The sequence below is a fragment of the Chitinophagaceae bacterium genome (assembly GCA_007695095.1).
Lineage (GTDB): Bacteria > Bacteroidota > Bacteroidia > Chitinophagales > REEL01 > REEL01.
In genome coordinates, this window is record REEL01000107.1 from 44516 (window position 1) to 65780 (window position 21265).

Sequence of the window (21265 nt, forward strand, 5' to 3'; positions counted from 1 at the left end):
TTAAACATAAAATATGAAAAAAATATTTTTTCTTCTCTTTACATGCATCACTTTGTTTCATGTTAAAGCTCAGGATATTCATTATTCTCAGTTTTATAATTCACCGCTAACTCTAAACCCGGCTTTAACAGGTAAAACTGACGGTAGTTTTAGAGTGAATGTTAATTATAGAAATCAGTGGTTTGGAATCAGTTCAGAGGGAGCAACTTATGAAACACCTTCCATTTCTTTTGAAAAACCAATTCGGGTAGGGAAAAATGATGTTTTTGGATTAGGCGTAGTGTTAGTAAATGATCAGTCTTCTGCCGGAAGATTAACAAATTTTTCAGCAATGCTTTCAACGGCATATCACAAAAGCCTTGATCAGAATGGAAGACATGTTATCTCTTTAGGTCTTCAGGGGGGATATGCTCAAAAAAGATTAGATTTTGCGAATTTGAAATTTGCCAGCCAATTTGAAAACATTGGAGGTTGGCAGCATAATCCTGGTTTACCGTCTTTAGAAAACATACCGGAAACAAATGTTGGGAACTTTGATATGCAAGCAGGTTTACTTTGGACTTCCAGAATTGGCAGTAATGTATTGGCTTATGCAGGATTTTCTATGTTCCACGTGCTTGAACCTGAGCAAAATTTTACCGATGGCAGCACACTTAAGTTACCCAGAAGGAATGTTGTACATGCCGGAGCAGATTTCGCACTTTCAGACAGATTCTCTTTACTTCCCTCTGTAATTTATATGCAGCAGGCAAAAGTTGATCAGTTGAATGCAGGACTAGCCGCCGCAATTGATTTTAATGAAGAATCAGCTCTTTATTTAGGCGCATATTATCGTATTGACGATGCAGTTATTCCCTATGCAGCTTTTGAATTGAGAGGTTTCAAATTAGGCTTAAGTTATGATGTAACAGTTTCTGAACTAAATCAAACGAATGGAAGTATTGAGTTGTCTTTATCATATACGGGCAGATATACTCCAATGCCTGAAGCTAAACCTTCATTATTTGCACCTAGATTTTAATTCACGCATATTTAACTATATTTTTTGAAATTGACATATTAATCTAGTTTAAGGTTAAAGGTCTGACAGAAAAAAATGATTAGTCAACGAACAAAAAAAGCTCTCAAAATAAAAAACGAACAAATGAAACAAATCACGCTGACACTTTGCTTTATTGTTTTCTCAACACTCATTCAGGCATCACTACCTGCAGAAATCGAGAATCTTAATTTTAATCAAAAAATGCGATATGCATCAAGTGTTTATGAGTTAGGAAACTATATTGAGGCTGCCCAAATTTATGAGGTTCTAGTTGAAGAAAGAGAAAATCATGCTGAAGCAATGTTTATGCTGGCTCAGTCCTACAGAATGGCCCGGGATTATGAAAAAGCCGAAAATGCTTATAAAAACTTACTGGACGAACACTCAAACAGATATCCGGAAGCAAGATTTTACTATGCACGTATGCTTAAAAATAATACAAGTTATGCGGAGGCAAAAAGACAGTTTAATGAGTTTAAGTCAGCGGCTTCAGGTAGAAAATACAAGGACTATTTAACTTTAGCCAAAATGGAAATTGAAGCATGTGATTTTGCGATGATAGAAACGGCTAAGAATATTTCAGATTTAGATATAAGCATTTCTCATTTGGGAGAAAGTGTTAACAGTCAGCAGACGGATTATGCTCCAGCTTATCATGGAGGAAAACTATATTTTGCATCGTTTCACACAGATTCACTTAGAAGAGGACCTTATCACGTAAGAGGACAATATTTTTCTCATATTTATTCAGTAAAAGTCGAAGACGGAAGCACTAGCGGAAGGCCTGAAGTTGTTAGAGGTCCGGTTAACGGCTCAGATTTTCATAGTGGAAACGGAGTGTTTTCAGAGGACGGCAGAAGGTTCTATTTTACAAAGTGCACTGATTTCGGGAATGCAAATATTGAATGTGCCATCTATGTGAGTTCATTTCAAAACAATCAGTTTGGGGAAGCAAAAAAGTTGAATCAACAAGTAAACAAACCCGGATTTAGTAATACACAGCCTGCTGTTGGATTAAGTAATGATGGAAAGGATATTTTGTACTTTAGTTCTGACAGAGATGGGGGAAGCGGAGGCTTTGATATCTGGTATTCAGTAATTCAGCCGGGAGGGAATGCCTCAGCTGCCGTTAATCTTGGAGAAACTGTAAACACTGTAGGTAATGAAAAAACACCTTTTTACGATCAAAGAACAGCAACATTATACTTTAGTAGTGACGGACATCCCGGATTGGGAGGCGCAGACATTTTTAAGGTAAAAGGTAGTAAATCAAATTGGGAAACAGTTATCAATATGGGAGTTCCTGTCAATTCGCCTGCTGATGATATGTACTTTGCTATAGGAGAAGAACCGAATATTTACTATTTGTCTTCTAATAGGGAAGGGAATTTAGGAACTTTTGGTAAAACATGTTGTGATGACTTATATAGAGTAGTAGACGTCTTAATTCCGGATTTTTATATTAAAGCTACTGTTAGTGAAGAAAAACCTGACGGCGATCGTGTAGATATTTCAAATGTACAAATTCAATTGATAGATGTTACGAATGAAGCAGATAGAAAAGTAATTGATGAGCAAATATTAAGTGGCAGTGATTTATTTTACAAAATTGAGCATGACAGACACTATCAGCTTACTCTTAGAAAGGATGATTACTTTACCGAATCACAATTTATAGATACTCGTCATTTAGCAGAGTCTGATACCTTTAATCTGGATATTGCCATGCGAAAAATTGAAGTGGGGCAGACCTACACTTTAAGTAATATCTATTACGATTTTGGTAAAGCAGTTTTAAGACCGGAATCAAAAGAAACACTGGAGCAATTGTATCAACTATTAGTAGACAATCCGAGTATAATTATTGAAATCAGCTCACATACAGATCATGTTGGTACTGATGAAGCAAATTTAAAACTATCTCAGGAAAGAGCTCAGTCATGTGTGGATTTTCTATTGGAAAAGGGAATCCCTCAAAGTCAGTTAAAGGCAAGAGGCTATGGAAAGTCAAGACCTGTAGCACCAAACTTAAATCCTGACGGAACCAGAAACGAAGAAGGTATGCAAAGAAACCGTAGAACCGAGTTTGAGGTAATTGGTGATCTTGACGGTGCTGAAGTTATATACGAATAGAAGAAGTTCGCTCCTTTTCAATTCAATGAGGATTAGTCGCAATAGAACTAAATTGAAACAGATTTTTTAATTAATGAGAGTGTGAATCTTTAAGATATCTTTATCTAATGTTTAGGTTTACTCTTCAATATCTTTAATGATTTGCATTTCAACTCGTCTGTTTCTTTGTCTGCCTTCTGGAGTGTCATTGTCAGCTATTGGTTTTTCTTCTCCGTAATATTCAACTATTATTCTTTCCCCGCTTATACCCCTGTCAGTTAAAAACCGCTTTATAGATTTGGCTCTACTTCTTGATAAATTCATATTAAACTCAGCTCCTCCAATATTATCTGTATGCCCTTCCAGTTTAATATTCCAATCTTCATTTTCAGTTAATAAAAGAGCTAAGTCTTCCAATGATCGAAAAGAGCGGGCTTTTATAATATCCTGACCCGACTCAAACTCTAAATTATCAAAAGCTGTTTGTAGGATTTCGCTTTCCTTTTGTTTTAATTGAACAATTTCAACGGTTACCGTATCGTAAATAGTAATGACATTTCTTTCTTCAACTCTAACGGTATCCATAACAATTAATGTGTCTGTTACTTCTCTTCGAATAGTTTCCCATTCTTCCGGGACAGGTATTTTAGGCTTATTATGGGGTATCGGTACTTTAAGTGCAAAATGAAAATCTGCTCCATAAAAATTACCATCACTATTGAAAAAAGGTAAAAAATTATTTGTACCGACAACTAAAGGCCCAAGCCTTACGGAAGCACCTAAGGCTCTTTGGCCTCCTTCAGCAAATGAAAAAGGTAAAGCCGCACCAAACCATTTTGAGTCAAATCTCGGTGCAATACTCCATCTCGTAAGCTCTCTGACCCTCTCCTCCTGATCGTTTCTATATACTGCCCAGAATGGAGTTACGTTCAGATAAAAATTCCTCCATAACCTTAAATCAGCTTGAATACTTATTGCCGTGGGCATATTCATTAGAAAGTCTTCTTCTTCGTCTTCTGTAAAGATAAATCGGCTATTTATAGTATCATCAAAATCTGCCACGCTCCCTAAATCAAAATCTTTTACATACCAATCTTCTATGTCAGCATAAAAGTTTCTGCTATTCGGATGTTTATTAAATCTGAGCCTTCCTATATCTAATACTGAGAGACCTACTTTAAATGCATACTTTTCTTTGTCCCTTCTGTCGTTCATCACACCTTCGGGATATTCATATTGATACCTCCTTCTGTTTGGACGATATTCATAAACCAAACCAAAATCATATCCTAAAGTCGGATTTGCTGTAAATCGGTAATTTAAAGTTTCTTCATCAACTTCAAAATTATCTGAGTGACCATAACTCGCATTTGTAGCTACTATAGTAACTGTATCACTTCCTGACCATGAATAGCGAAGTTCATCTGCATAAAGATAAGCCGCAAATATCCCTTGTAGCAGCTTTGCTCTTGCTGCACCTTTCAGAAAATGTTGATCTCTATCCATCAGTACCATGCCAAAAGTTACTCCATATTCAGCCCAGTTCATTAATTGCACACTTAAATTTTCATTACTAAGGTCCTGATAATGCAGCGGAGGGTACATTACTCCTTCCCAGGCTAACTTTGCAAGATCAGGGTCGATATTGTCAAAGTTAAATTTTGTACGCATTCTCCATGATAAACCAATGGACGCTCTTGGACCTAAAGAAACTGCAAATGAAGGTAATTGAATTTGATTATTAAAATAGATAAACTTGTTATCGTCATTCATGCGTTCTGAAAAATATCTTTCCTGCCAGTTATCAGCACTAAACATAGAATCTGATCTGAAAAAATCCCGGTTAACAGAAATGTAATTATTGTGAAAGGTAGTGCTAATACCAATTATGTTAATATCAACCTTGTATCGCATATCAACAATTGAAGCAGGCTGAAAGTCCATTGAAGTGACCCCTCCGTAATTCATGTTTACAATTCCTAAGTAATCCTGGCCTTTAACAGATATTAAAGTGGAGCAGAAAAAAAGAATCAAAAGTAACTTTTTCATGGCAAAGTGTTTAAATATGGAAATACAAAAGTATATTTTTTTCTCAGGATTTAAACCCCTTATTTTTTTTATTTTTTGCTTTCTCTTTTAATATAGGTGTTGCAGCTTTTTTTGCTTGAAAATTTTGGAAAAAAGCATTTTTTCTTCCAAATTTTTTAAAATCAGTGTAACTTGCGACCGATTTCAAATCATACGTACAAAAAAGTAGACACCAAGCGATGGGATGGATTTTTAAAATACCGGTTTTGACATTTATGTTTTTAATGTCTACTCTTTTCATTAAGGCGGAGCAACCGGAAATTATAGATGATATAGACGGCACAAAATCATCTGATTTTGACATTACATATCTTATCGAAAGCAAAATTATTGATGACTATCAATGGCATATCATTGATATTGGCGAAAGGAAGATATACCTTTATCTGCCGGTTATACTTATCGGAAAAACAGATCAGGGATGGCGTTCCAGCGTTTTTATGAGCAGTAAGTTTGACCATGGTAAAAATGAATACGCAGGTTATCGTTATAATAAGGGCAAGATTGAATCAATTGACGGACACACCTTTTACGATATCTCTATTACGAAAAATGTACTTTCGCTTTTCTTTGTAGTATTGATAATGTGTTTGATTTTTATATCAGTTGCTAAAACATATAAAAATAGAGTTGGTATGGCTCCGAAGGGTTTTCAGTCTTTGATAGAGCCTATTATTATTTTTGTTAGAGATGACATTGTTAAAAACTCAATTGGTGAGAAAAAATACAGAAAATTCCTGCCCTATTTGCTTACTTTGTTTTTCTTTATTTGGATTAATAACCTCTTAGGTTTAGTTCCAATTTTTCCGGGGAAAGCTAATGTTACAGGAAATATAGCTGTAACATTAACATTAGCTACGCTAACGTTAATTGTTACGAATTTTAATGGTACAAAAGCATATTGGTCTCATATACTATGGCCACCGGGCATCCCGATTCCTATCAAAATACCATTAGCTGTTGTTGAATTTATAGGTATATTTACCAAGCCTTTTGCATTAATGATTCGTCTATTTGCGAATATAACTGCCGGACAAATCCTTATGATGAGTATCTTTGGATTGATTTTTCTGTTAGCTCCGGCTATGAGTACAGGAGGTGCATTAGGTTTATCTATAGGTACAGTTCTATTTGCTGTTTTTATGAATATTTTAAAATTAGTAGTTGCTTTTCTTCAGGCATTTATATTTACACTATTGTCTTCTATTTTTATAGGGCAGGCAGTTGAAGAGGGGCATCATTAGTAAGATTTTTTTTCATCATTTTAAATAGGTAATTATGTTATTAGCTTTGATTTTAACTCAAATCACCACTTTAGGCCCACTTGCCGGTGGATTAGGTGCGGGATTAGTAGTTTTAGGCGTTAGTTTTGGTATTGGTAAAATTGGTGCAACAGCTGCTGAAGCAATTGCGCGTCAGCCTGAGGCTGCCGGTGATATCCGTACTACTGCTATCATTATTTCAGCTCTTATTGAGGGTGTTGCTCTCTTCGGTGCTGTTATTTGCTTTTTGGCAATTAGTGCCTAAATTAAAAAAAAGAGTTTGTGGCGGTTGGCTACAAACTCTTTTTTAAATTACTTTTAAAAAATTGAATAAATGGATACATTACTTTCACCAGGTTTTGGTCTTGTCTTTTGGTCAGCGATTGCATTTTTAGTCGTACTGTGGATATTAAAAAAGTTCGCATGGGGTCCTATTTTAGGCGCACTTCAAGATAGAGAGTCATCTATAGAAGCCTCTCTTAAAGCTGCAGAAGAAGCCAGAAAAGAAATGGCAGACTTAAAAGCAGATAATGAAAGAATCTTAAATGAGGCTAGAGCTGAAAGAAATGAAATCATTAAAGAAGCAAAAGAGCTTAAGGAAAGCATAATTAATGAGGCTAAAGATAAGTCAAGAGAAGAAGCTGCTAAAATTATTGAAGCCGCTAAAGCCGATATTCAAAACGAAAAAATGGCCGCAATCACTGATATTAAGAATCAAGCCGGTTTAATGGCCATTGAAATAGCTAAACAGGTTCTTAAAAAAGAACTTAAGGATAACGAGGCTCAGGAGAAATATGTTGACGAATTAATTAACGATTTTAAATTGAACTAGCCCTCATGTCAAATTATCGATTAGCAGAAAGATATGCAAAAGCTCTACATCAGCTTTCACTTGAATTAAACAAAAGTGATGAGTTGAGAGATGATATATATTTACTGCATACAGCATTAAAGGGAAACAGAGATCTTGAATTAATGCTGAAAAGCCCAATAGTCAATGCCGGTAGCAAAAAGAATGCAATTCACGCTATTTTTTCCGGTAAAATCGATGAAATGACCTTGAAATTCCTGAATCTTTTAATTGCAAAAGGAAGGGAAATATATATCAAAGATGTAACGGAAGCTTACTTTAAAATAGATTTTATTCACAGAGAAATTACTCCGGTAGTTTTAACATCAGCAGTTAAAGTAAGCAAAGAGATTGAAGAAAAAGTGATTTCAATCCTGAAAGAAAGTAAAGTAGTTAAAAATGTTAATCTTACTACAAAAGTAAATTCCGATATTATCGGAGGCTTTGTTTTAAGTTTTGAAGATAAATTATTTGATGCAAGTGTCTTGAGAAAACTTGAGTTACTGCAAAAACAGTTTGAAGAAAATATTTACGAAAAAAAGTTTTAAAATATGGTTGAGATAAGACCGGATGAAATTTCAGCAATCCTAAGAGAACAATTATCAAACACTAAAACAGCAGAGCAGCTGGAAGAGATTGGTACTGTTTTGCAAGTAGGTGATGGTATAGCAAGGGTATATGGTTTAACAAACGTTCGCTACGGGGAATTGGTTGAATTTGAAAATAAGGTTAAAGCAATAGCTCTAAACCTTGAAGAGGATAATGTGGGTGTTGTATTAATGGGTGAAACGGAATCCATTAAAGAAGGTGATACCGTTAGAAGAACCGGTTTGATTGCATCAATTAACGTTGGTGAGGGTATGTTAGGCAGAGTAGTGAATACTTTGGGAAAACCTGTTGACGGAAAGGGACCAATTGAAGGCGAACTTTTTGAAATGCCGATAGAGCGCAAAGCTCCGGGTGTAATTTTCAGACAGCCTGTAAATGAGCCTCTGCAAACAGGAATTAAAGCAATTGATGCAATGATACCTATCGGTAGAGGTCAGCGTGAGTTAATTATCGGAGACAGACAAACCGGTAAAACAGCTATCGCTATTGATACAATTATCAATCAAAAAGAGTTTTATGAGAGAGGTGAGCCCGTTTACTGTATATATGTAGCTTCAGGTCAAAAGGCATCAACAGTAGCTCAGGTTGCTAAAACACTAAATGATAATGGCGCTATGCCGTATACAACTATTGTAGTTGCTTCTGCTTCAGATCCGGCACCTCTTCAGTTCTATGCACCCTTCGCCGGATGCGCTATAGGAGAATATTTCAGAGATACAGGAAGACCTGCTTTAATTATATATGATGACTTGTCTAAACAAGCCGTTGCATATCGTGAAGTTTCACTTTTGTTAAGAAGACCTCCGGGAAGAGAAGCCTATCCGGGTGACGTTTTCTACCTGCATTCACGTTTATTGGAAAGAGCCGCAAAAGTTATCGACAATGATACAATTGCAGCAGGAATGAACGACTTACCGCCATCTTTAAAAGGAAAAGTAAAAGGAGGAGGATCTCTTACAGCTTTACCTATTATCGAGACTCAGGCAGGTGACGTTTCAGCATATATACCTACAAACGTAATTTCAATTACAGACGGACAGATTTTCCTTGATTCGAATTTGTTTAACTCAGGTGTAAGACCGGCTATTAATGTTGGTATTTCAGTATCAAGAGTAGGTGGTGCTGCACAGATTAAAACAATGAAAAAAGTGGCAGGAACTCTTAAGTTAGACCAGGCACAATATCGTGAATTGGAAGCATTTGCTAAGTTCGGCTCTGATTTAGATCCGGCTACCATGAATGTTTTAGCTAAAGGTCAGCGAAATGTGGAAATGCTAAAGCAGCTTCAGTATTCACCTTTGGCAGTAGAACTTCAAGTTGCAATTATATTCGCCGGAACAAATAATCTCATGAGAGATGTCCCTATTGATAAGGTTAAAGAATTTGAGAAAGAATATTTGGATATCCTGACAGTTAGACATAAAGACTCACTGGAAGAACTAAAAACCGGTAAATTAACTGATACGGCTATTCAAGCTATGAAAGAAGTTGCAAAAGAGTTAAACAATAAGTTTAAGAAGAAATAATTGAAAGGTAAACTTAAGTAAAATAAGCATCATTTTATGCCAGCGAATTTAAAAGAAGTAAGAAATAGAATACAGTCCGTTAAGTCTACACAGCAGATAACTAAAGCCATGAAAATGGTGTCTGCTGCGAAACTTAAGAGAGCTTCTGATGCTATAATACAAATGAGGCCTTATACTGAAAAGCTACAGGAAATTCTTTCCAATATTGTTTCTACTATGGAAGAAGAAGTTTCACTGGACTTTAGTAAAGAACGTGACCCTGAAAAAGTATTATTAGTATTAGTAACTTCAGATAAAGGTCTTTGCGGTGGATTTAATTCCAATAATATTAAAAAAGCAAAAGGCCTGATTGAAAATGAATACGCTGATCAATTTGCTAAAGGCAATGTGCAACTTATGTTTATTGGTAAAAAGGGTTTTGATTATTTTAAGAAAAATAATATTAAGGGAGACACAACATATATCGACTTATTTAAAAACCTCAACTTTAATGAGACATCTGTAATTGCTGAGTTCATAATGGAAAAATTCCTCGATGGCACCTATGACAGAATAGAAGTTATCTACGGTAAATTTTTAAATGCAGCTACTCAGGACTTCGTTGTTGAAAGGTTTTTGCCGGTACCTACTATTGAAACGGGTGACAACTACAGCAAAACAAAAGTAGATTATTTATTTGAGCCCTCTAAAGAAGAGATAATCGAAGAATTAGTTCCAAAAATTCTCAAAACTCAACTCTATAAAGCAGTTCTTGATTCTAATGCTTCAGAACACGGAGCAAGAATGACAGCCATGGATAAAGCTACTGAAAATGCTAAAGAATTAGTGCGTCAGCTTAATATTGATTACAACAGAGCAAGACAAGCAGCAATCACTACAGAGCTTTCTGAAATTGTTGGTGGCGCTGAAGCACTCAAACAATAGTTTCGGATACATTTTACTCCCTCTTTTTGACGCTAATTTGGATATCTTTTTTAACAACTGCACTCCAAATTATAATTTAAAGTGATTTTATACATTGTCACGATAAAACTTTTTTATTTTTATCAATAAGAAAGAATCTTTAAACAATGGCAAAATTAAAATTAGACCTTCACGATATCTTTAATAAAGGAAAAAAGATTGATGAAGAGCTGGAAAATATCATGCAGGAAGCTGTGGAAAATAGAATACCCATCATTGAAATCATTCCCGGTAAAGGAAGTGGTCAGCTAAAGAAAAAAGTATTACGATTTCTTGAGCGAAAAGATATAAAACAGTTATATCATCGGGTTGATAAGGATTCAAAAAATTTCGGTCGTTTATTTGTAAGATTCAAACACTAATTACTTTTTAAATTCATGATATATCATGAACCACTTGCTTTTTTTTCTTTTTATTTCATTTTCTTTTTATTTAATTGGCCCGGGGCGATACCAATTGGCTGAATATATTTCTAAGAATAAGAAAAATAAAAAATACAATTTACACACCGCTACATATAAGAAGTATAATCAGATTCTGCGTACAAAAAACAAGTTTTATCAAAGCTTAAGTTTTGATGGTAAAAGAAAATTTATTACTCGACTGATTGAGTTTAATAAGACTAAAAGCTATAGTGGTCAAAAGGGTCTTGAGATTACTGAAGAAATGAAAATCTTAGTTGCAGCTTCGGCCATTCAGCTGACCTTTGGTCTGAAGAACTTTTTGATGAGAAATATTGAAAAAATTAATTTATACCCTGAAAGCTTCTATATACCGGCTCACAGGATTAAAGGTGTTTTTCCACCACCAAAAAAAGGTGAAGAGGAGTGGGTGAAAATTAGAGGAAAAACTTCTACAAAAGGTGTTATAGGTCTTTCATGGAAGGATTTTCAAATCGGCTATGACATTCCGGATGATAACTACAATCTGGGTTTACATGAAATGGCGCATGCTTTAAAATTATCCCTCGAGAAAGGATATGATTTTGACAATAATTTTTCTTTTTATCTCGACCACTGGTTGGATGTAGGTCTGCAACAGTTTAAAAAAGTAAAATCCGGTGACAGTAGTTTTTTGAGAGCATACGGAGGGACAAATAAGCATGAGTTTTTTGCTGTTTGTATCGAATTCTTTTTTGAATCACCTATCGCCTTTAAAAAGGAATTACCCGATATCTTTAATCATTTATGCGTATTGTTAAACCTTAATCCTATCAATGATAAGGATGATTTTAAACTGGACCCTTCCTATATTGAAAGAGTTAACTTAATTCCGGGAAGGATTCCGATTCCTGAAAAAATTGAAAAAAACTATAAGTATCACAGCTGGCATTGGACTCTTACCTTTGTTATATTAGGTCTGTTTCCCGGTTTTATAGGGTTTATTTTGTTATCTACTATTACAGAAGTTCCATTTTGGGTAATTATTCTCATAGGTTTTAGCCTCGTCCTTTTGGCATTTGCTACTCAATACCGTTTTTTAAGCAATAATAATGTTTTAAAGTGGAGAGGGTTTTTAGCCTATTCTATTATTGGAGTAATGCCTTTTTTTACTATGATTTACTTACTTTTAAATTTTATTTTCAGTAGTTCGGCCTACGAAGAAGTCTATTTTATTGATGAGGTAGAATTTAAAAGGGGAGAAATTGTTGTAGAGCTTGCAGGTGGACAGTATAGAAATAAAGCGCAATACCGAACCTTGAGAATTACCCATCAAGATACGTATTTTCAAAAAAGACCCGAAAAAGTATCAATTAAATTTGCTGAAGGTCTTTTTGGTCATCGTGTTTATAAAGGGACTAAATTTACCGGTTTTACCTTAAATTAATTTGTAATTATTTTGACACAAGAGAATAAAATTTCAGCTGTAATCATTACTTACAATGAAGAAAAAAATATTCTTCGCTGTCTTGAATCTGTGAAAAAAGTGGCCGATGAAATTATAGTGGTAGATTCCTTTTCAACAGATGCCACCCCGGAAATTTGCAGGGAATTTAATGTAGTTTTTTTACAAAATACTTTTAAAGGACATGTTGAACAAAAGAATTTTGCGGCTCAAAAAGCTACTTCACCCTATGTTTTATCACTTGATGCAGACGAACTGCTTTCAGATGAACTGGTGCAATATATAAATTCAATTAAAAAGCAGCTGTTTGACTTCGAAGCCTACTCTTTTAAGAGGTTAAATAATTACTGTGGAAAATGGATAAAAAATGGTGCATGGTATCCTGACAGAAAAATTCGTCTTTGGCAAGCAGGTAAAGGAAGCTGGGGAGGAGATAATCCCCATGATAAAGTGATTATGAATGCAAATAGCAGAGTTGAAAAAGTGAATCATGAAATTTTGCATTACTCTTTCACATCAATTAGCGAACATCTTACACAGGTAAATAAATTTAGCAGTATTGCCGCTGAAACGGCATTTAATAATGGTAAAAGAGCTAGCATTCTTATGCTTTTGCTAAGCCCGTTTTTTAAATTTGTAAGAGATTACTTTTTTAAGGCCGGATTTAGAGATGGGTTTTACGGCCTGGTAATCGCAGTTATTTCTTCTCATAGTAAGTTTTTGAAATATGCAAAATTGCTTCAAAAGCAAATAAATCTCAAGAAGGATAGTTAAGTGAAAAAGGAAATTTATAATTAAAATGAAAGTAGTTCATTTATCAACGGCACATTCCTGGAGGGGAGGAGAGCAACAAATAGCTTATCTGATAGATGAACTAAATAAGCATTCTGTTAAGCAGATTTTAGTCTGTAGCAGAAACAGCGAAATTGAAACTTATGCGCAACAAAGTCAATTGCAATACTATTCTTTCACTAAGAAATCAGCAATAAGTTTTCAATTCATAAAAGGTCTAATCCGCGTAATGCGAAAAGAACAACCGGATATTGTTCACATTCATGATTCTCATGCTCAGACTATAGCTGTCTTGTCCGCTTTGCTAACAAAAAACAGTACTCCATTTGTTTTAAGCCGGCGTGTAGATTTTCCGGTAAGCAGTAATGTTTTTTCCCGCTTTAAATATAATTATCCGGCTATAAAAAAAATCATTTGTGTTTCAGATGCTATTTCAGATATTTTAAAACCGGCTATTAAAGAGCAAAACAAATTGGTAACTATTCACAGTGGAATAGATTTTAAGAAATTTAAGAATGAAAATTCAAGAACTATCCGTAATCAATTGGGAATATCCGAAGATGTTAAGTTAGTAGGGAATGTAGCTGCAATTGCTGATCATAAGGATTATTTTACTTTTGTGGATACGGCAAATCTGATTTTAAATGAAGGTTTAAACGTACATTTTGTTGTAATCGGTGACGGGCCTCTAAGAGAAGAGATAGAAACCTATATTCATCAAAAAGGCTTAAGTGAAAAAATTACATTACTCGGATTTAGAAAAGACGTACACAAAATTATTTATGAATTAGATTATTTTCTTTTTACCTCAAAAACAGAAGGTTTGGGGACATCCGTTATTGATGCCATGTATGCCGGTGTGCCGGTAGTTGCAACCAAAGCGGGCGGAGTCCCTGAATTAATAACAAATCGTATACACGGTTTTTTATCTAATGTAAAAGATTCGGATTCTTTGTCAGAAAACTTTATTGAACTTTTTAAAGATGAAGAAATACGAAAGGATTTAATCAAAAATGCTAAAGAAAAAGCCTTACTATTCTCAAAAGAGCTAATGGCAAAGAAAACACTAGAAGTTTATAAAGATATTTTAGCATCGTCTAATAAAAATTGAACCGTGAAAAAACATTAGATTTGTGATATATGCAACCACTAAAAATTGGGTTTGATGCCAAAAGATTGTTTCTGAATGAAACCGGATTAGGAAACTATAGCAGGAATCTGCTGGCTGCATTATCTGTTCATTACCCGGAGAATGAATATTCCCTTTTTTCACCCCGAATTGATCAGAAATATCAAAATTTTATAAAGAAACATCCTGTTTATACACCCAAAGGAATCTGGAAATTTTTACCACACCAATTATGGCGCTCTTACGGTATTTCAAATTTTGCAAATGTATTAGAGCTAGATATTTATCATGGCTTAAGTCATGAATTACCTTATGGAATTGAGAAATCAAACTGTAAAAGTGTTGTTTCTATTCATGATCTTATATTCAAAACATTCCCGGAACTTTATAAAACTGCAGATAGATTTTTTTATGACTCAAAAATTAAAAATGCTGTAAAGTCCGCTAATAAAATTGTTTGTATCAGTCAGCAGACTGCCACTGATTTATCCACATTTTATGAAGTTGACGAACAAAAAATACAAGTTGTTTATCAATCCTGTTCTGCTAATTATGAAAATTTTACATCTGACGAAAAATTAAAGAACAGCTTAATGGCTAACTATAATTTACCGGAAAACTTTGTCCTTAGTGTAGGTATGAATCCCCGTAAAAATCTGGAAATTCTTATTGATGCGATTGTACTTTTAAAAAACAGAAACTTAGATTTTCCTGCACTGCTATTAGTTGGGAATTCGAATACGTATCAGAAAAAATTAAGAGAAAAGGTCGTTTCAAATGGACTTGATAAAAAAGTCATTTTTTTAGAAAATATTGGTGATAATGAATTGCCACAGCTTTATCATATGGCCTTGTTTTCAACTTACCTTTCGGTATATGAGGGTTTTGGAATTCCTTTAGCAGAGTCATTATATTGCAAAACACCTGTAATAACAAATGAAAAAGGCTGTTTTTCAGAAGCTGCCGGCCCGGGGGGCATGTATGTAAACGTTCTTTCTAAAGAAGAAATAGCAAGTGCAATAATAGAACTGAGTGAAAATAGTTCAAAAAGAAATCAACTCTCTGAAAAGGGTTTTGAGTATGTTAAGAGATTTAATGCCGATGTAATAACAGCTCAATGGATTGATTTATACAGAAATTTACTTTAAGCAGAAGTTTTTACTTTGCTTTGGTATTTAATTTTCAGCCATTCAAATATCGTAACATTCATCAAAAACAATAACATTGAATAAATTGTATCCTCAAGAGGGATATAAAGGTATTCAATCCCTGTTAAGTGTGCGTATCTAATGCCCATATTGAATGAGTCATCATACATTACAACAGGTATAGAAGTCAATGCTCCATTAATAAGAAGGAAGGGAATCAGGTGTATAAAAAAGGCTATCCAGAAATATCCGAGGTATTTTTTACCTAAAATACGTATGTGTAAAAGTAAAAAAAGGCCGCTTAATGAAAAAGTGATGACAGTGTATGCTTTATCATAAAAAACGATAGCGCCCAAGAAAAGCAAACCAATAAAAAAGTAACTTGTCGATAGGGCATATTTGGAATAAAAGTCAGAGAAATAGGCTTTTACACAACAATAAATAAAAACAATGGCATAAGGGACGGTAATAAAAAAAAGCCATTCTTCCAGAGGTAAATTTATTATATCAATTCCGACAAGATAATTTTCATTAAATGACCATACCCCAAAATGTGTTTTAAGGACATCCCAAATAATAAAAAAGGCTCCGGTTATTAATATAGCAGGAAAAAGAAATCTCCACTCTTTATAAAAAGCTACTTTTTTATCAAAAGAAAGCAGAAAGGGTAAGCTGATAGTGAAAATATTCAGATAAAGATATAAATGCTCTATTTCTCTTAACCAACTCATTATTAAATTAAATTAAATGCATAACGGGCATATGATTTCATAAGTATGTAAGCCTTGTAGGCATTGTGTACACGCATCCTTTTCGACTGAATAGCTTCAGGCTTCGCTTTTTTAAGTTTATCAAAAAGCTTCGTATAATACCTGTAAGCAAGATAAACGCCACCTCTACAGCCTATTGGCAATTCTCTGATGCCGGTAAGGGCTTCTGAAAAGTTCTTTTCTATATCTTCTACAATTTGGTTTTTACAGTCTTCATCAAAACAATCAAAATCTACCCCGGGGAAATATACCCGCCCCCTCTCTTTATAATCTTCCTGCATGTCTCTCAAAAAATTAACTTTTTGAAATGCTGAGCCTAAGCTTCTTGCGGGCGCTTTTAGAGAATTGTAAGTGGTGTCTTGTCCATCACAAAAAACTCTAAGACACATTAATCCTACAACTTCAGCAGAACCGTATATGTATTCACTATATTTTTCTTTATTGTATTTTCCATAATGCAAATCCATTTCCATAGAGTCTAAAAAAGCATGAATCAGGCTTAAATCAATATTATACAGATTGACAGTCTCCTGAAAACTATGCACAATAGGATTAATGCTAAATTTTCTTTCAATAGCATTGAATGTATCTTTTCTAAACTCTTCTAACAATATACCTTTATCCTGATCGTGGAAAGTATCAACAATCTCATCGGCGTATCTCACAAACCCATAAATAGAATAAATATGAGGTCTGTATTTTTTACCCAGCAATTTAATTCCAAGTGAAAAAGATGTGCTGTAGTGCACAGTAATTAACTTACTACATTTTAAAGAGGTTAAATCAAATAACTTGCGGCTCATAAGCATGTTCTTTTGTAATTCTTTCTGTAACTAATTTTGAACTGATTACTACAATCGGAAGCCCTGTGCCGGGTGTAGTTGAAGCTCCAACATAATAGAGGTTATTAAACTTTTCGTCTTTATTCTTAGGCCTGAATCCTCCAATTTGATTGAGTCCGTGTGCTAAACCAAGCCCACTTCCTTTATATAAATTGAATTTATGCATCCAGTCTATAGGAGTATAAACTTCTTTTGTAATCAAATTCTCTGCAATATTGAATCCCGTTCTTTCAGATAAATCTTTTATAATAGTGTTTGATAATTCTTCTGCATCGCTCCAATCAGGTTTGTACCTTAAGTCGGGAACCGGGCAAAGTATAAAAATATTCTCACAGCCCTCAGGCGCACATTCCGGATTGGATTTTGAATTTACATTTACATAGTAATAAGGTTGATCCGGATTAACAGACATTTTAAAAATCTTATCAGCATAAGATCTGAAGTTTTCACCTAAAAAGTAATTATGGTGATTCAGTCCGTCAATCTTTCCTTTAACCCCCAGATACATTGTGAAAGGAGATAATGTCCAATCAAGTTTGTCTAATTTCTTTTCTGTAAAAGCTGGTCTGTTTAAAATTTTACCTCTGAACGAGGCGGCATCCCCATTGACTATGTATAAATCTGATTCCCAAAGCTTACCCTCTTTATCAGTAAATCCTAAAATCTTGTTATTGACAGTCTGAATGGATTCTATTTCAGTATTGTAATATATGTCTACATCATATTTTGAAAGGGCTTGTACTAAAGCTTCCGTGATTTTATACATGCCGCCTTTTATATTCCAGTAGCCGTCATGCTTTAGCTCTGTATAATTTAAAAGTTTATACACAGCGGGAGTTTCAAAAGGAGTAGCTCCAAGGAAAAAAGCAACTAAAGAGAAAATTACTTTTGTTTCTTCAGAGGTGAAATGTTTTTCCAGATCTTTCCACATAGAAGTAAACATTTTTGGAGCATGTTTCCATGGTACTCGAGCGAGTTGCATGATATAATCTAACTTGTTGTCAAAGTTGTTTTTAACAACAATGTGCTCTGTGTCATGAAAAATCTGTCCTGCATTAAGCAAATATTTTTCTACCTTTTCCACAAAATTATCTTCAAGTCCTTCAAATTCTTTAGCAAGCTTTTCCAGATCTTTGTAAACATTAAACTTTCTGTCACTACCCTTGAAGTTTACAGTATACAAAGGATCCAGTTCCTGATAGGTTAATGGATTTTCTATTTTACAATCTTTAAACAATTCATCGAACTCATAACTCATACTGAAAAAAGAAGGCCCAATATCAAAAGTAAAACCATCTTTTTCAATTTGATTTAATCTTCCGCCTGCTTGATGATGTTTTTCAAGTATGGTAACCTTATAGCCTCTGCTGGCTAACCTAAGCGCAGTTGATAAGCCACCGAGTCCGGCACCAATAATTAAAATACTTTTGTTGGTGTATTTCATTTAATATATATTTACGATAAGAATATAAAACCGAAAATCGATGAAAATGTTTAACAGAAAATTTAAGTGGCTTGTTTTTTATTGTCCGGATAGTATTTATTTTTAACGAAAAGGAATCCAAAAGCTTCCCCATCCTCTTTCCCCATTTTTTTGTGATGAATTTTGTGTGCTCTTCTGATAGCCCTTAAGTATGGATGTTTTACATTTTTAAGTAATGGAAATCTTTGATGAACCATTATATCATGTACGAAAAAATAAGCGACACCATAAAGCGCAATACCAATACCTGCGAAAAAGGAATAACCGAAATGAGGTAATCCTGAAAAAATTAAAATGAATGAGAAGGCTGCAAAAAAAACACCAAATGCATCATTTCCTTCTACTACCCTGTAACCCGGCTCATGGTGCGATTTGTGTAATACCCATAAAAATCCATGCATGATATATTTATGAGTAAACCATGCAACCCCTTCCATCATAATAAAGCAAAAAATCAGTAATACGATTTTCAGAAAAATTTCCATATTAAAGGAATATTGTTAAAAGTAAAAAGAAAATAAACTGAATCTGAAACATGTTTATCGCCATATTGTTTTTTTGAATATTGATTTTTTTGGTAAAAACACTTGTCATTATCAAGCCCAACACTCCCCAGGCTATGAAATTATGTATTGGAGGATAACTTTTCCCATCCCATGACCACATATTCATTGCAATGGCAGGAGATTCTAATACCATATCATAAATGATTAAACAAATTACGGAGAAAAGAATTACCATCATATCTTTTTTAAAAAATTGTTTGGAGAAATGATAAACACAGTAAACCAGAAAAAACCAATTTAACCCTATCAAAACCGGGACATTTAGAATTTGCAGTCCAAGCGTGTCTCCATATTCATATTCCCCAAAAACCAACCCGGTTTTTACACCGATAATTTCAGCAGTCATACCTAACAAGAATATAAATGCAGCAAGCATAAAAAAGGTGAAATCAAATTTTTTATGGAATAAAAAAACAACAAAATATGCAAATAGGATATTTAAAGGAGTCAGGAGAAGGAAAAGGTCGTGTGTTCTATCCCAGAGAAGACCGGTCAAGCCAACCAGATATACACAGATAGTGATGAATGTCCAAAATTGAACTTTACTAAGATTTAGCTTCATTTTTAATTATTTTGTTTACAGCTATTTTAGCTGAAGATAAACATAAAGGAATTCCTCCGCCCGGGTGAACGCTTCCACCACATACGTATAAACCTTTAATCCCCGGCACCCGGCTTTGATGTCTTTGAAAAGCTGACCACTTTGAGTTAGATGCGTTTCCGTAAATTGCGCCTCCTATTGAGTTTGTTCTGTCCTCTAATTTTTCGGGAGTAAGAATCCACTCACATTCAATTTTATCTTCAAAGCACTCTCCGATTCTATTACTTATTTTTTCAATCACAGTTTTCCGAATTTCTGCAATTTCTTTATCACCAACTTTAATTCCGGCAGGCATGTTTATCATGGTAAACCAATTTTCACAACCCGGAGGAGCATCACTTGCTACCATTTTTGAACTGATAAACAGGTAAATTGTAGGATCTGCCGGTATTCTTTTTTTGTCAAATAAGTCTTCAAACTCTTTTTTATAATCTGTGGTAAAAAAAATATTATGCAGGGCCAACTTATTAAATTTGCCTTTGATGCCCCAATTGAAAACTAAGGCCGAAGTAGACTTTTCTTTAGCTGCTTTTGAATATTTTTTTTCCTTACCCAGCATTTTATATGTTAATTCAATATCGCTATTGCTGACAATTATTTTTGAAGGAAAAAATCCTTTAGTTGTTTCTATACCGCTTACTCCACTTTTATCAAAACATATTTTTTTCACTTCCTGATTAAAATGAAAATTGACGCCCTTTGCTTTTGCCAATGTTATCAGCGACTCAATTATAGAATACATTCCTTTTTTAGGCAAAAAAGCGCCTTTATTATACTCTATATGGGGTATAACATTAAGTGTTGCAGGAGCTTTGTAGGGATTAGAACCATTATATGTAGCATATCTGTCAAATAGCTGTATAATAGCCGGGTGTGAAAAATTTTTAGCATTTGCATCATGAACAGTAGAGAAAACATCTAACTTCCGGATGTTTAAAAAAGCTTTCCAGAATTTAGGGTTTATTAAGTTCTGCAAATAGGACCATTCTTTAAAAATAAAGACCGGAGCTGTCAGCTTGTAAATCTCCGCAGCTTTTTCCAGATGCCTGATAACCTTTTCAGCTTTTTCACCGGTTTTATTTTCAATTTCATTAGCAAAGTCTGATGGATTTGCAAGGGCATTAATGATAAGGTCATCCTGAAAAAAATATCGGCAGATATGATCTAGCTTTACATAGGAAAAGTGGGATTCCGTTTTAATGTTTGAAATTTCAAACAACTCTTCTATCAATTCAGGCATTGTAAACAATGATGGTCCTGCATCAAATCGATATCCATTTATTAATACTTCGCTGAGTTTGCCTCCTGCAAAATCATTTTTTTCAAGGAGATTTACTTTATAACCCGCATTTGCTAATCTTACAGACGCAGCAAGTCCTGCTATTCCACTTCCTATAATTATTACATTTTTCACTTTTGCCTGTTTAAACTTACTTTCGTAAAAATACCTATATTATTTTGAAAGTATGATAACCTTAAATCCTAAAAAAAGTTTGATTGTTACATCGTATTTTTAATTTGTCATAAGTAGTTGGTTATGAGGTCGAATTTGTTGGATTTTATACTGTCGCGAATTATTTTCCATTTTTCCTTGAAAAACTTTTTGATAATTAGAAAAAAGGGATTACTTTTGCACT

Annotated in this window: 20 protein-coding genes; 13 read left to right on the forward strand and 7 right to left on the reverse strand. The window is 34.2% G+C overall.

Going from position 1 to position 21265, the window contains the following annotated elements; all coding sequences use genetic code 11:
* Window positions 1-13 precede the first annotated feature (13 nt).
* Window positions 14-1021 (forward strand): type IX secretion system membrane protein PorP/SprF, encoded by a 1008-nt coding sequence (locus EA412_06870; GenBank protein TVR79206.1) that lies wholly within the window; start codon window positions 14-16, stop codon window positions 1019-1021.
* A 75-nt stretch (window positions 1022-1096) separates the two neighbouring features.
* Window positions 1097-3175, forward strand: coding sequence for a hypothetical protein (locus EA412_06875; GenBank protein TVR79207.1), 2079 nt, complete (start codon window positions 1097-1099; stop codon window positions 3173-3175).
* Between the two features lie 117 nt (window positions 3176-3292).
* Here EA412_06875 and EA412_06880 read toward each other — a convergent pair whose 3' ends face one another.
* On the reverse strand, window positions 3293-5203 hold the full coding sequence (locus EA412_06880; GenBank protein TVR79208.1) for an OmpA family protein: 1911 nt from the start codon (window positions 5201-5203) through the stop codon (window positions 3293-3295).
* A gap of 218 nt (window positions 5204-5421) precedes the next feature.
* Between EA412_06880 and atpB the strand changes: the two genes are divergently transcribed.
* The 11 genes from atpB (at window position 5422) to EA412_06935 (ending at window position 15366) form a co-directional block, all read left to right on the forward strand.
* Window positions 5422-6486, forward strand: coding sequence for an ATP synthase F0 subunit A (gene atpB / locus EA412_06885; protein TVR79209.1), 1065 nt, complete (start codon window positions 5422-5424; stop codon window positions 6484-6486).
* 34 nt (window positions 6487-6520) lie between these two features.
* A complete protein-coding gene (gene atpE, locus EA412_06890; GenBank protein ID TVR79210.1) occupies window positions 6521-6769 on the forward strand; it encodes an ATP synthase F0 subunit C in 249 nt (82 codons plus the stop codon).
* Window positions 6770-6838: 69 nt separating this feature from the next.
* Window positions 6839-7336, forward strand: coding sequence for a F0F1 ATP synthase subunit B (locus tag EA412_06895; GenBank protein TVR79211.1), 498 nt, complete (start codon window positions 6839-6841; stop codon window positions 7334-7336).
* A gap of 5 nt (window positions 7337-7341) precedes the next feature.
* On the forward strand, window positions 7342-7902 hold the full coding sequence (gene atpH, locus EA412_06900) for an ATP synthase F1 subunit delta (protein ID TVR79212.1): 561 nt from the start codon (window positions 7342-7344) through the stop codon (window positions 7900-7902).
* 3 nt (window positions 7903-7905) lie between these two features.
* On the forward strand, window positions 7906-9489 hold the full coding sequence (locus EA412_06905; protein ID TVR79213.1) for a F0F1 ATP synthase subunit alpha: 1584 nt from the start codon (window positions 7906-7908) through the stop codon (window positions 9487-9489).
* Window positions 9490-9525: 36 nt separating this feature from the next.
* Window positions 9526-10413 (forward strand): ATP synthase F1 subunit gamma, encoded by an 888-nt coding sequence (gene atpG, locus EA412_06910; GenBank protein ID TVR79214.1) that lies wholly within the window; start codon window positions 9526-9528, stop codon window positions 10411-10413.
* 146 nt (window positions 10414-10559) lie between these two features.
* A complete protein-coding gene (locus EA412_06915; protein ID TVR79215.1) occupies window positions 10560-10814 on the forward strand; it encodes a DNA mismatch repair protein MutS in 255 nt (84 codons plus the stop codon).
* A gap of 25 nt (window positions 10815-10839) precedes the next feature.
* Window positions 10840-12279 carry a hypothetical protein gene (locus tag EA412_06920; protein TVR79216.1) on the forward strand — a complete coding sequence of 480 codons (1440 nt, stop codon included), beginning with the start codon at window positions 10840-10842 and terminating at the stop codon, window positions 12277-12279.
* A 6-nt stretch (window positions 12280-12285) separates the two neighbouring features.
* Window positions 12286-13071 carry a glycosyltransferase family 2 protein gene (locus tag EA412_06925; GenBank protein TVR79217.1) on the forward strand — a complete coding sequence of 262 codons (786 nt, stop codon included), beginning with the start codon at window positions 12286-12288 and terminating at the stop codon, window positions 13069-13071.
* 25 nt (window positions 13072-13096) lie between these two features.
* On the forward strand, window positions 13097-14200 hold the full coding sequence (locus EA412_06930; GenBank protein TVR79218.1) for a glycosyltransferase family 1 protein: 1104 nt from the start codon (window positions 13097-13099) through the stop codon (window positions 14198-14200).
* A gap of 29 nt (window positions 14201-14229) precedes the next feature.
* Window positions 14230-15366, forward strand: a complete 1137-nt coding sequence (locus EA412_06935; GenBank protein ID TVR79219.1) for a glycosyltransferase family 1 protein — start codon at window positions 14230-14232, stop codon at window positions 15364-15366.
* Here EA412_06935 and EA412_06940 read toward each other — a convergent pair.
* The 6 genes from EA412_06940 to crtI (EA412_06965) form a co-directional block, all read right to left on the reverse strand.
* Complete coding sequence (locus EA412_06940; GenBank protein ID TVR79220.1) at window positions 15363-16097, reverse strand: lycopene cyclase domain-containing protein; 735 nt, start codon at window positions 16095-16097, stop codon at window positions 15363-15365. The two genes, EA412_06935 and EA412_06940, sit on opposite strands and share 4 nt — an antisense overlap.
* Before the next feature lie 2 nt (window positions 16098-16099).
* The gene (locus EA412_06945; protein TVR79221.1) at window positions 16100-16945 is read right to left on the reverse strand and encodes a phytoene/squalene synthase family protein; all 846 of its coding nucleotides are present in this window, start codon (window positions 16943-16945) and stop codon (window positions 16100-16102) included.
* Entirely contained in the window at window positions 16920-18422 is a 1503-nt protein-coding gene (gene crtI / locus EA412_06950) for a phytoene desaturase (GenBank protein ID TVR79222.1), read from the reverse strand. The genes EA412_06945 and crtI (EA412_06950) overlap by 26 nt, the downstream gene beginning before the upstream one ends.
* 62 nt (window positions 18423-18484) lie before the next feature.
* Window positions 18485-18946 (reverse strand): beta-carotene hydroxylase, encoded by a 462-nt coding sequence (locus EA412_06955; protein TVR79223.1) that lies wholly within the window; start codon window positions 18944-18946, stop codon window positions 18485-18487.
* A gap of 1 nt (window position 18947) precedes the next feature.
* Window positions 18948-19589, reverse strand: coding sequence for a carotenoid biosynthesis protein (locus EA412_06960; protein TVR79224.1), 642 nt, complete (start codon window positions 19587-19589; stop codon window positions 18948-18950).
* Window positions 19573-21042, reverse strand: coding sequence for a phytoene desaturase (gene crtI, locus EA412_06965; protein TVR79225.1), 1470 nt, complete (start codon window positions 21040-21042; stop codon window positions 19573-19575). Before crtI (EA412_06965) ends, EA412_06960 begins: the two co-directional genes overlap by 17 nt.
* Window positions 21043-21265: the final 223 nt, after the last annotated feature.

What these genes read in the sequence shown, in the direction of transcription:
- atpE (TVR79210.1), top strand. Translation starts at nt 6,521, where the DNA reads ATGTTATTAGCTTTGATTTTAACTCAAATCACCACTTTAGGCCCACTT.
- EA412_06895 (TVR79211.1), top strand. Translation starts at nt 6,839, where the DNA reads ATGGATACATTACTTTCACCAGGTTTTGGTCTTGTCTTTTGGTCAGCG.
- EA412_06935 (TVR79219.1), top strand. Translation starts at nt 14,230, where the DNA reads ATGCAACCACTAAAAATTGGGTTTGATGCCAAAAGATTGTTTCTGAAT.
- EA412_06875 (TVR79207.1), top strand. Translation starts at nt 1,097, where the DNA reads ATGATTAGTCAACGAACAAAAAAAGCTCTCAAAATAAAAAACGAACAA.
- EA412_06870 (TVR79206.1), top strand. Translation starts at nt 14, where the DNA reads ATGAAAAAAATATTTTTTCTTCTCTTTACATGCATCACTTTGTTTCAT.
- crtI (TVR79222.1), bottom strand. Translation starts at nt 18,422, where the DNA reads ATGAAATACACCAACAAAAGTATTTTAATTATTGGTGCCGGACTCGGT.
- atpH (TVR79212.1), top strand. Translation starts at nt 7,342, where the DNA reads ATGTCAAATTATCGATTAGCAGAAAGATATGCAAAAGCTCTACATCAG.
- EA412_06960 (TVR79224.1), bottom strand. Translation starts at nt 19,589, where the DNA reads ATGAAGCTAAATCTTAGTAAAGTTCAATTTTGGACATTCATCACTATC.
- EA412_06905 (TVR79213.1), top strand. Translation starts at nt 7,906, where the DNA reads ATGGTTGAGATAAGACCGGATGAAATTTCAGCAATCCTAAGAGAACAA.
- EA412_06915 (TVR79215.1), top strand. Translation starts at nt 10,560, where the DNA reads ATGGCAAAATTAAAATTAGACCTTCACGATATCTTTAATAAAGGAAAA.
- atpB (TVR79209.1), top strand. Translation starts at nt 5,422, where the DNA reads ATGGGATGGATTTTTAAAATACCGGTTTTGACATTTATGTTTTTAATG.
- EA412_06940 (TVR79220.1), bottom strand. Translation starts at nt 16,097, where the DNA reads ATGAGTTGGTTAAGAGAAATAGAGCATTTATATCTTTATCTGAATATT.
- EA412_06930 (TVR79218.1), top strand. Translation starts at nt 13,097, where the DNA reads ATGAAAGTAGTTCATTTATCAACGGCACATTCCTGGAGGGGAGGAGAG.
- EA412_06955 (TVR79223.1), bottom strand. Translation starts at nt 18,946, where the DNA reads ATGGAAATTTTTCTGAAAATCGTATTACTGATTTTTTGCTTTATTATG.
- atpG (TVR79214.1), top strand. Translation starts at nt 9,526, where the DNA reads ATGCCAGCGAATTTAAAAGAAGTAAGAAATAGAATACAGTCCGTTAAG.
- EA412_06945 (TVR79221.1), bottom strand. Translation starts at nt 16,945, where the DNA reads ATGCTTATGAGCCGCAAGTTATTTGATTTAACCTCTTTAAAATGTAGT.
- EA412_06880 (TVR79208.1), bottom strand. Translation starts at nt 5,203, where the DNA reads ATGAAAAAGTTACTTTTGATTCTTTTTTTCTGCTCCACTTTAATATCT.
- EA412_06920 (TVR79216.1), top strand. Translation starts at nt 10,840, where the DNA reads ATGAACCACTTGCTTTTTTTTCTTTTTATTTCATTTTCTTTTTATTTA.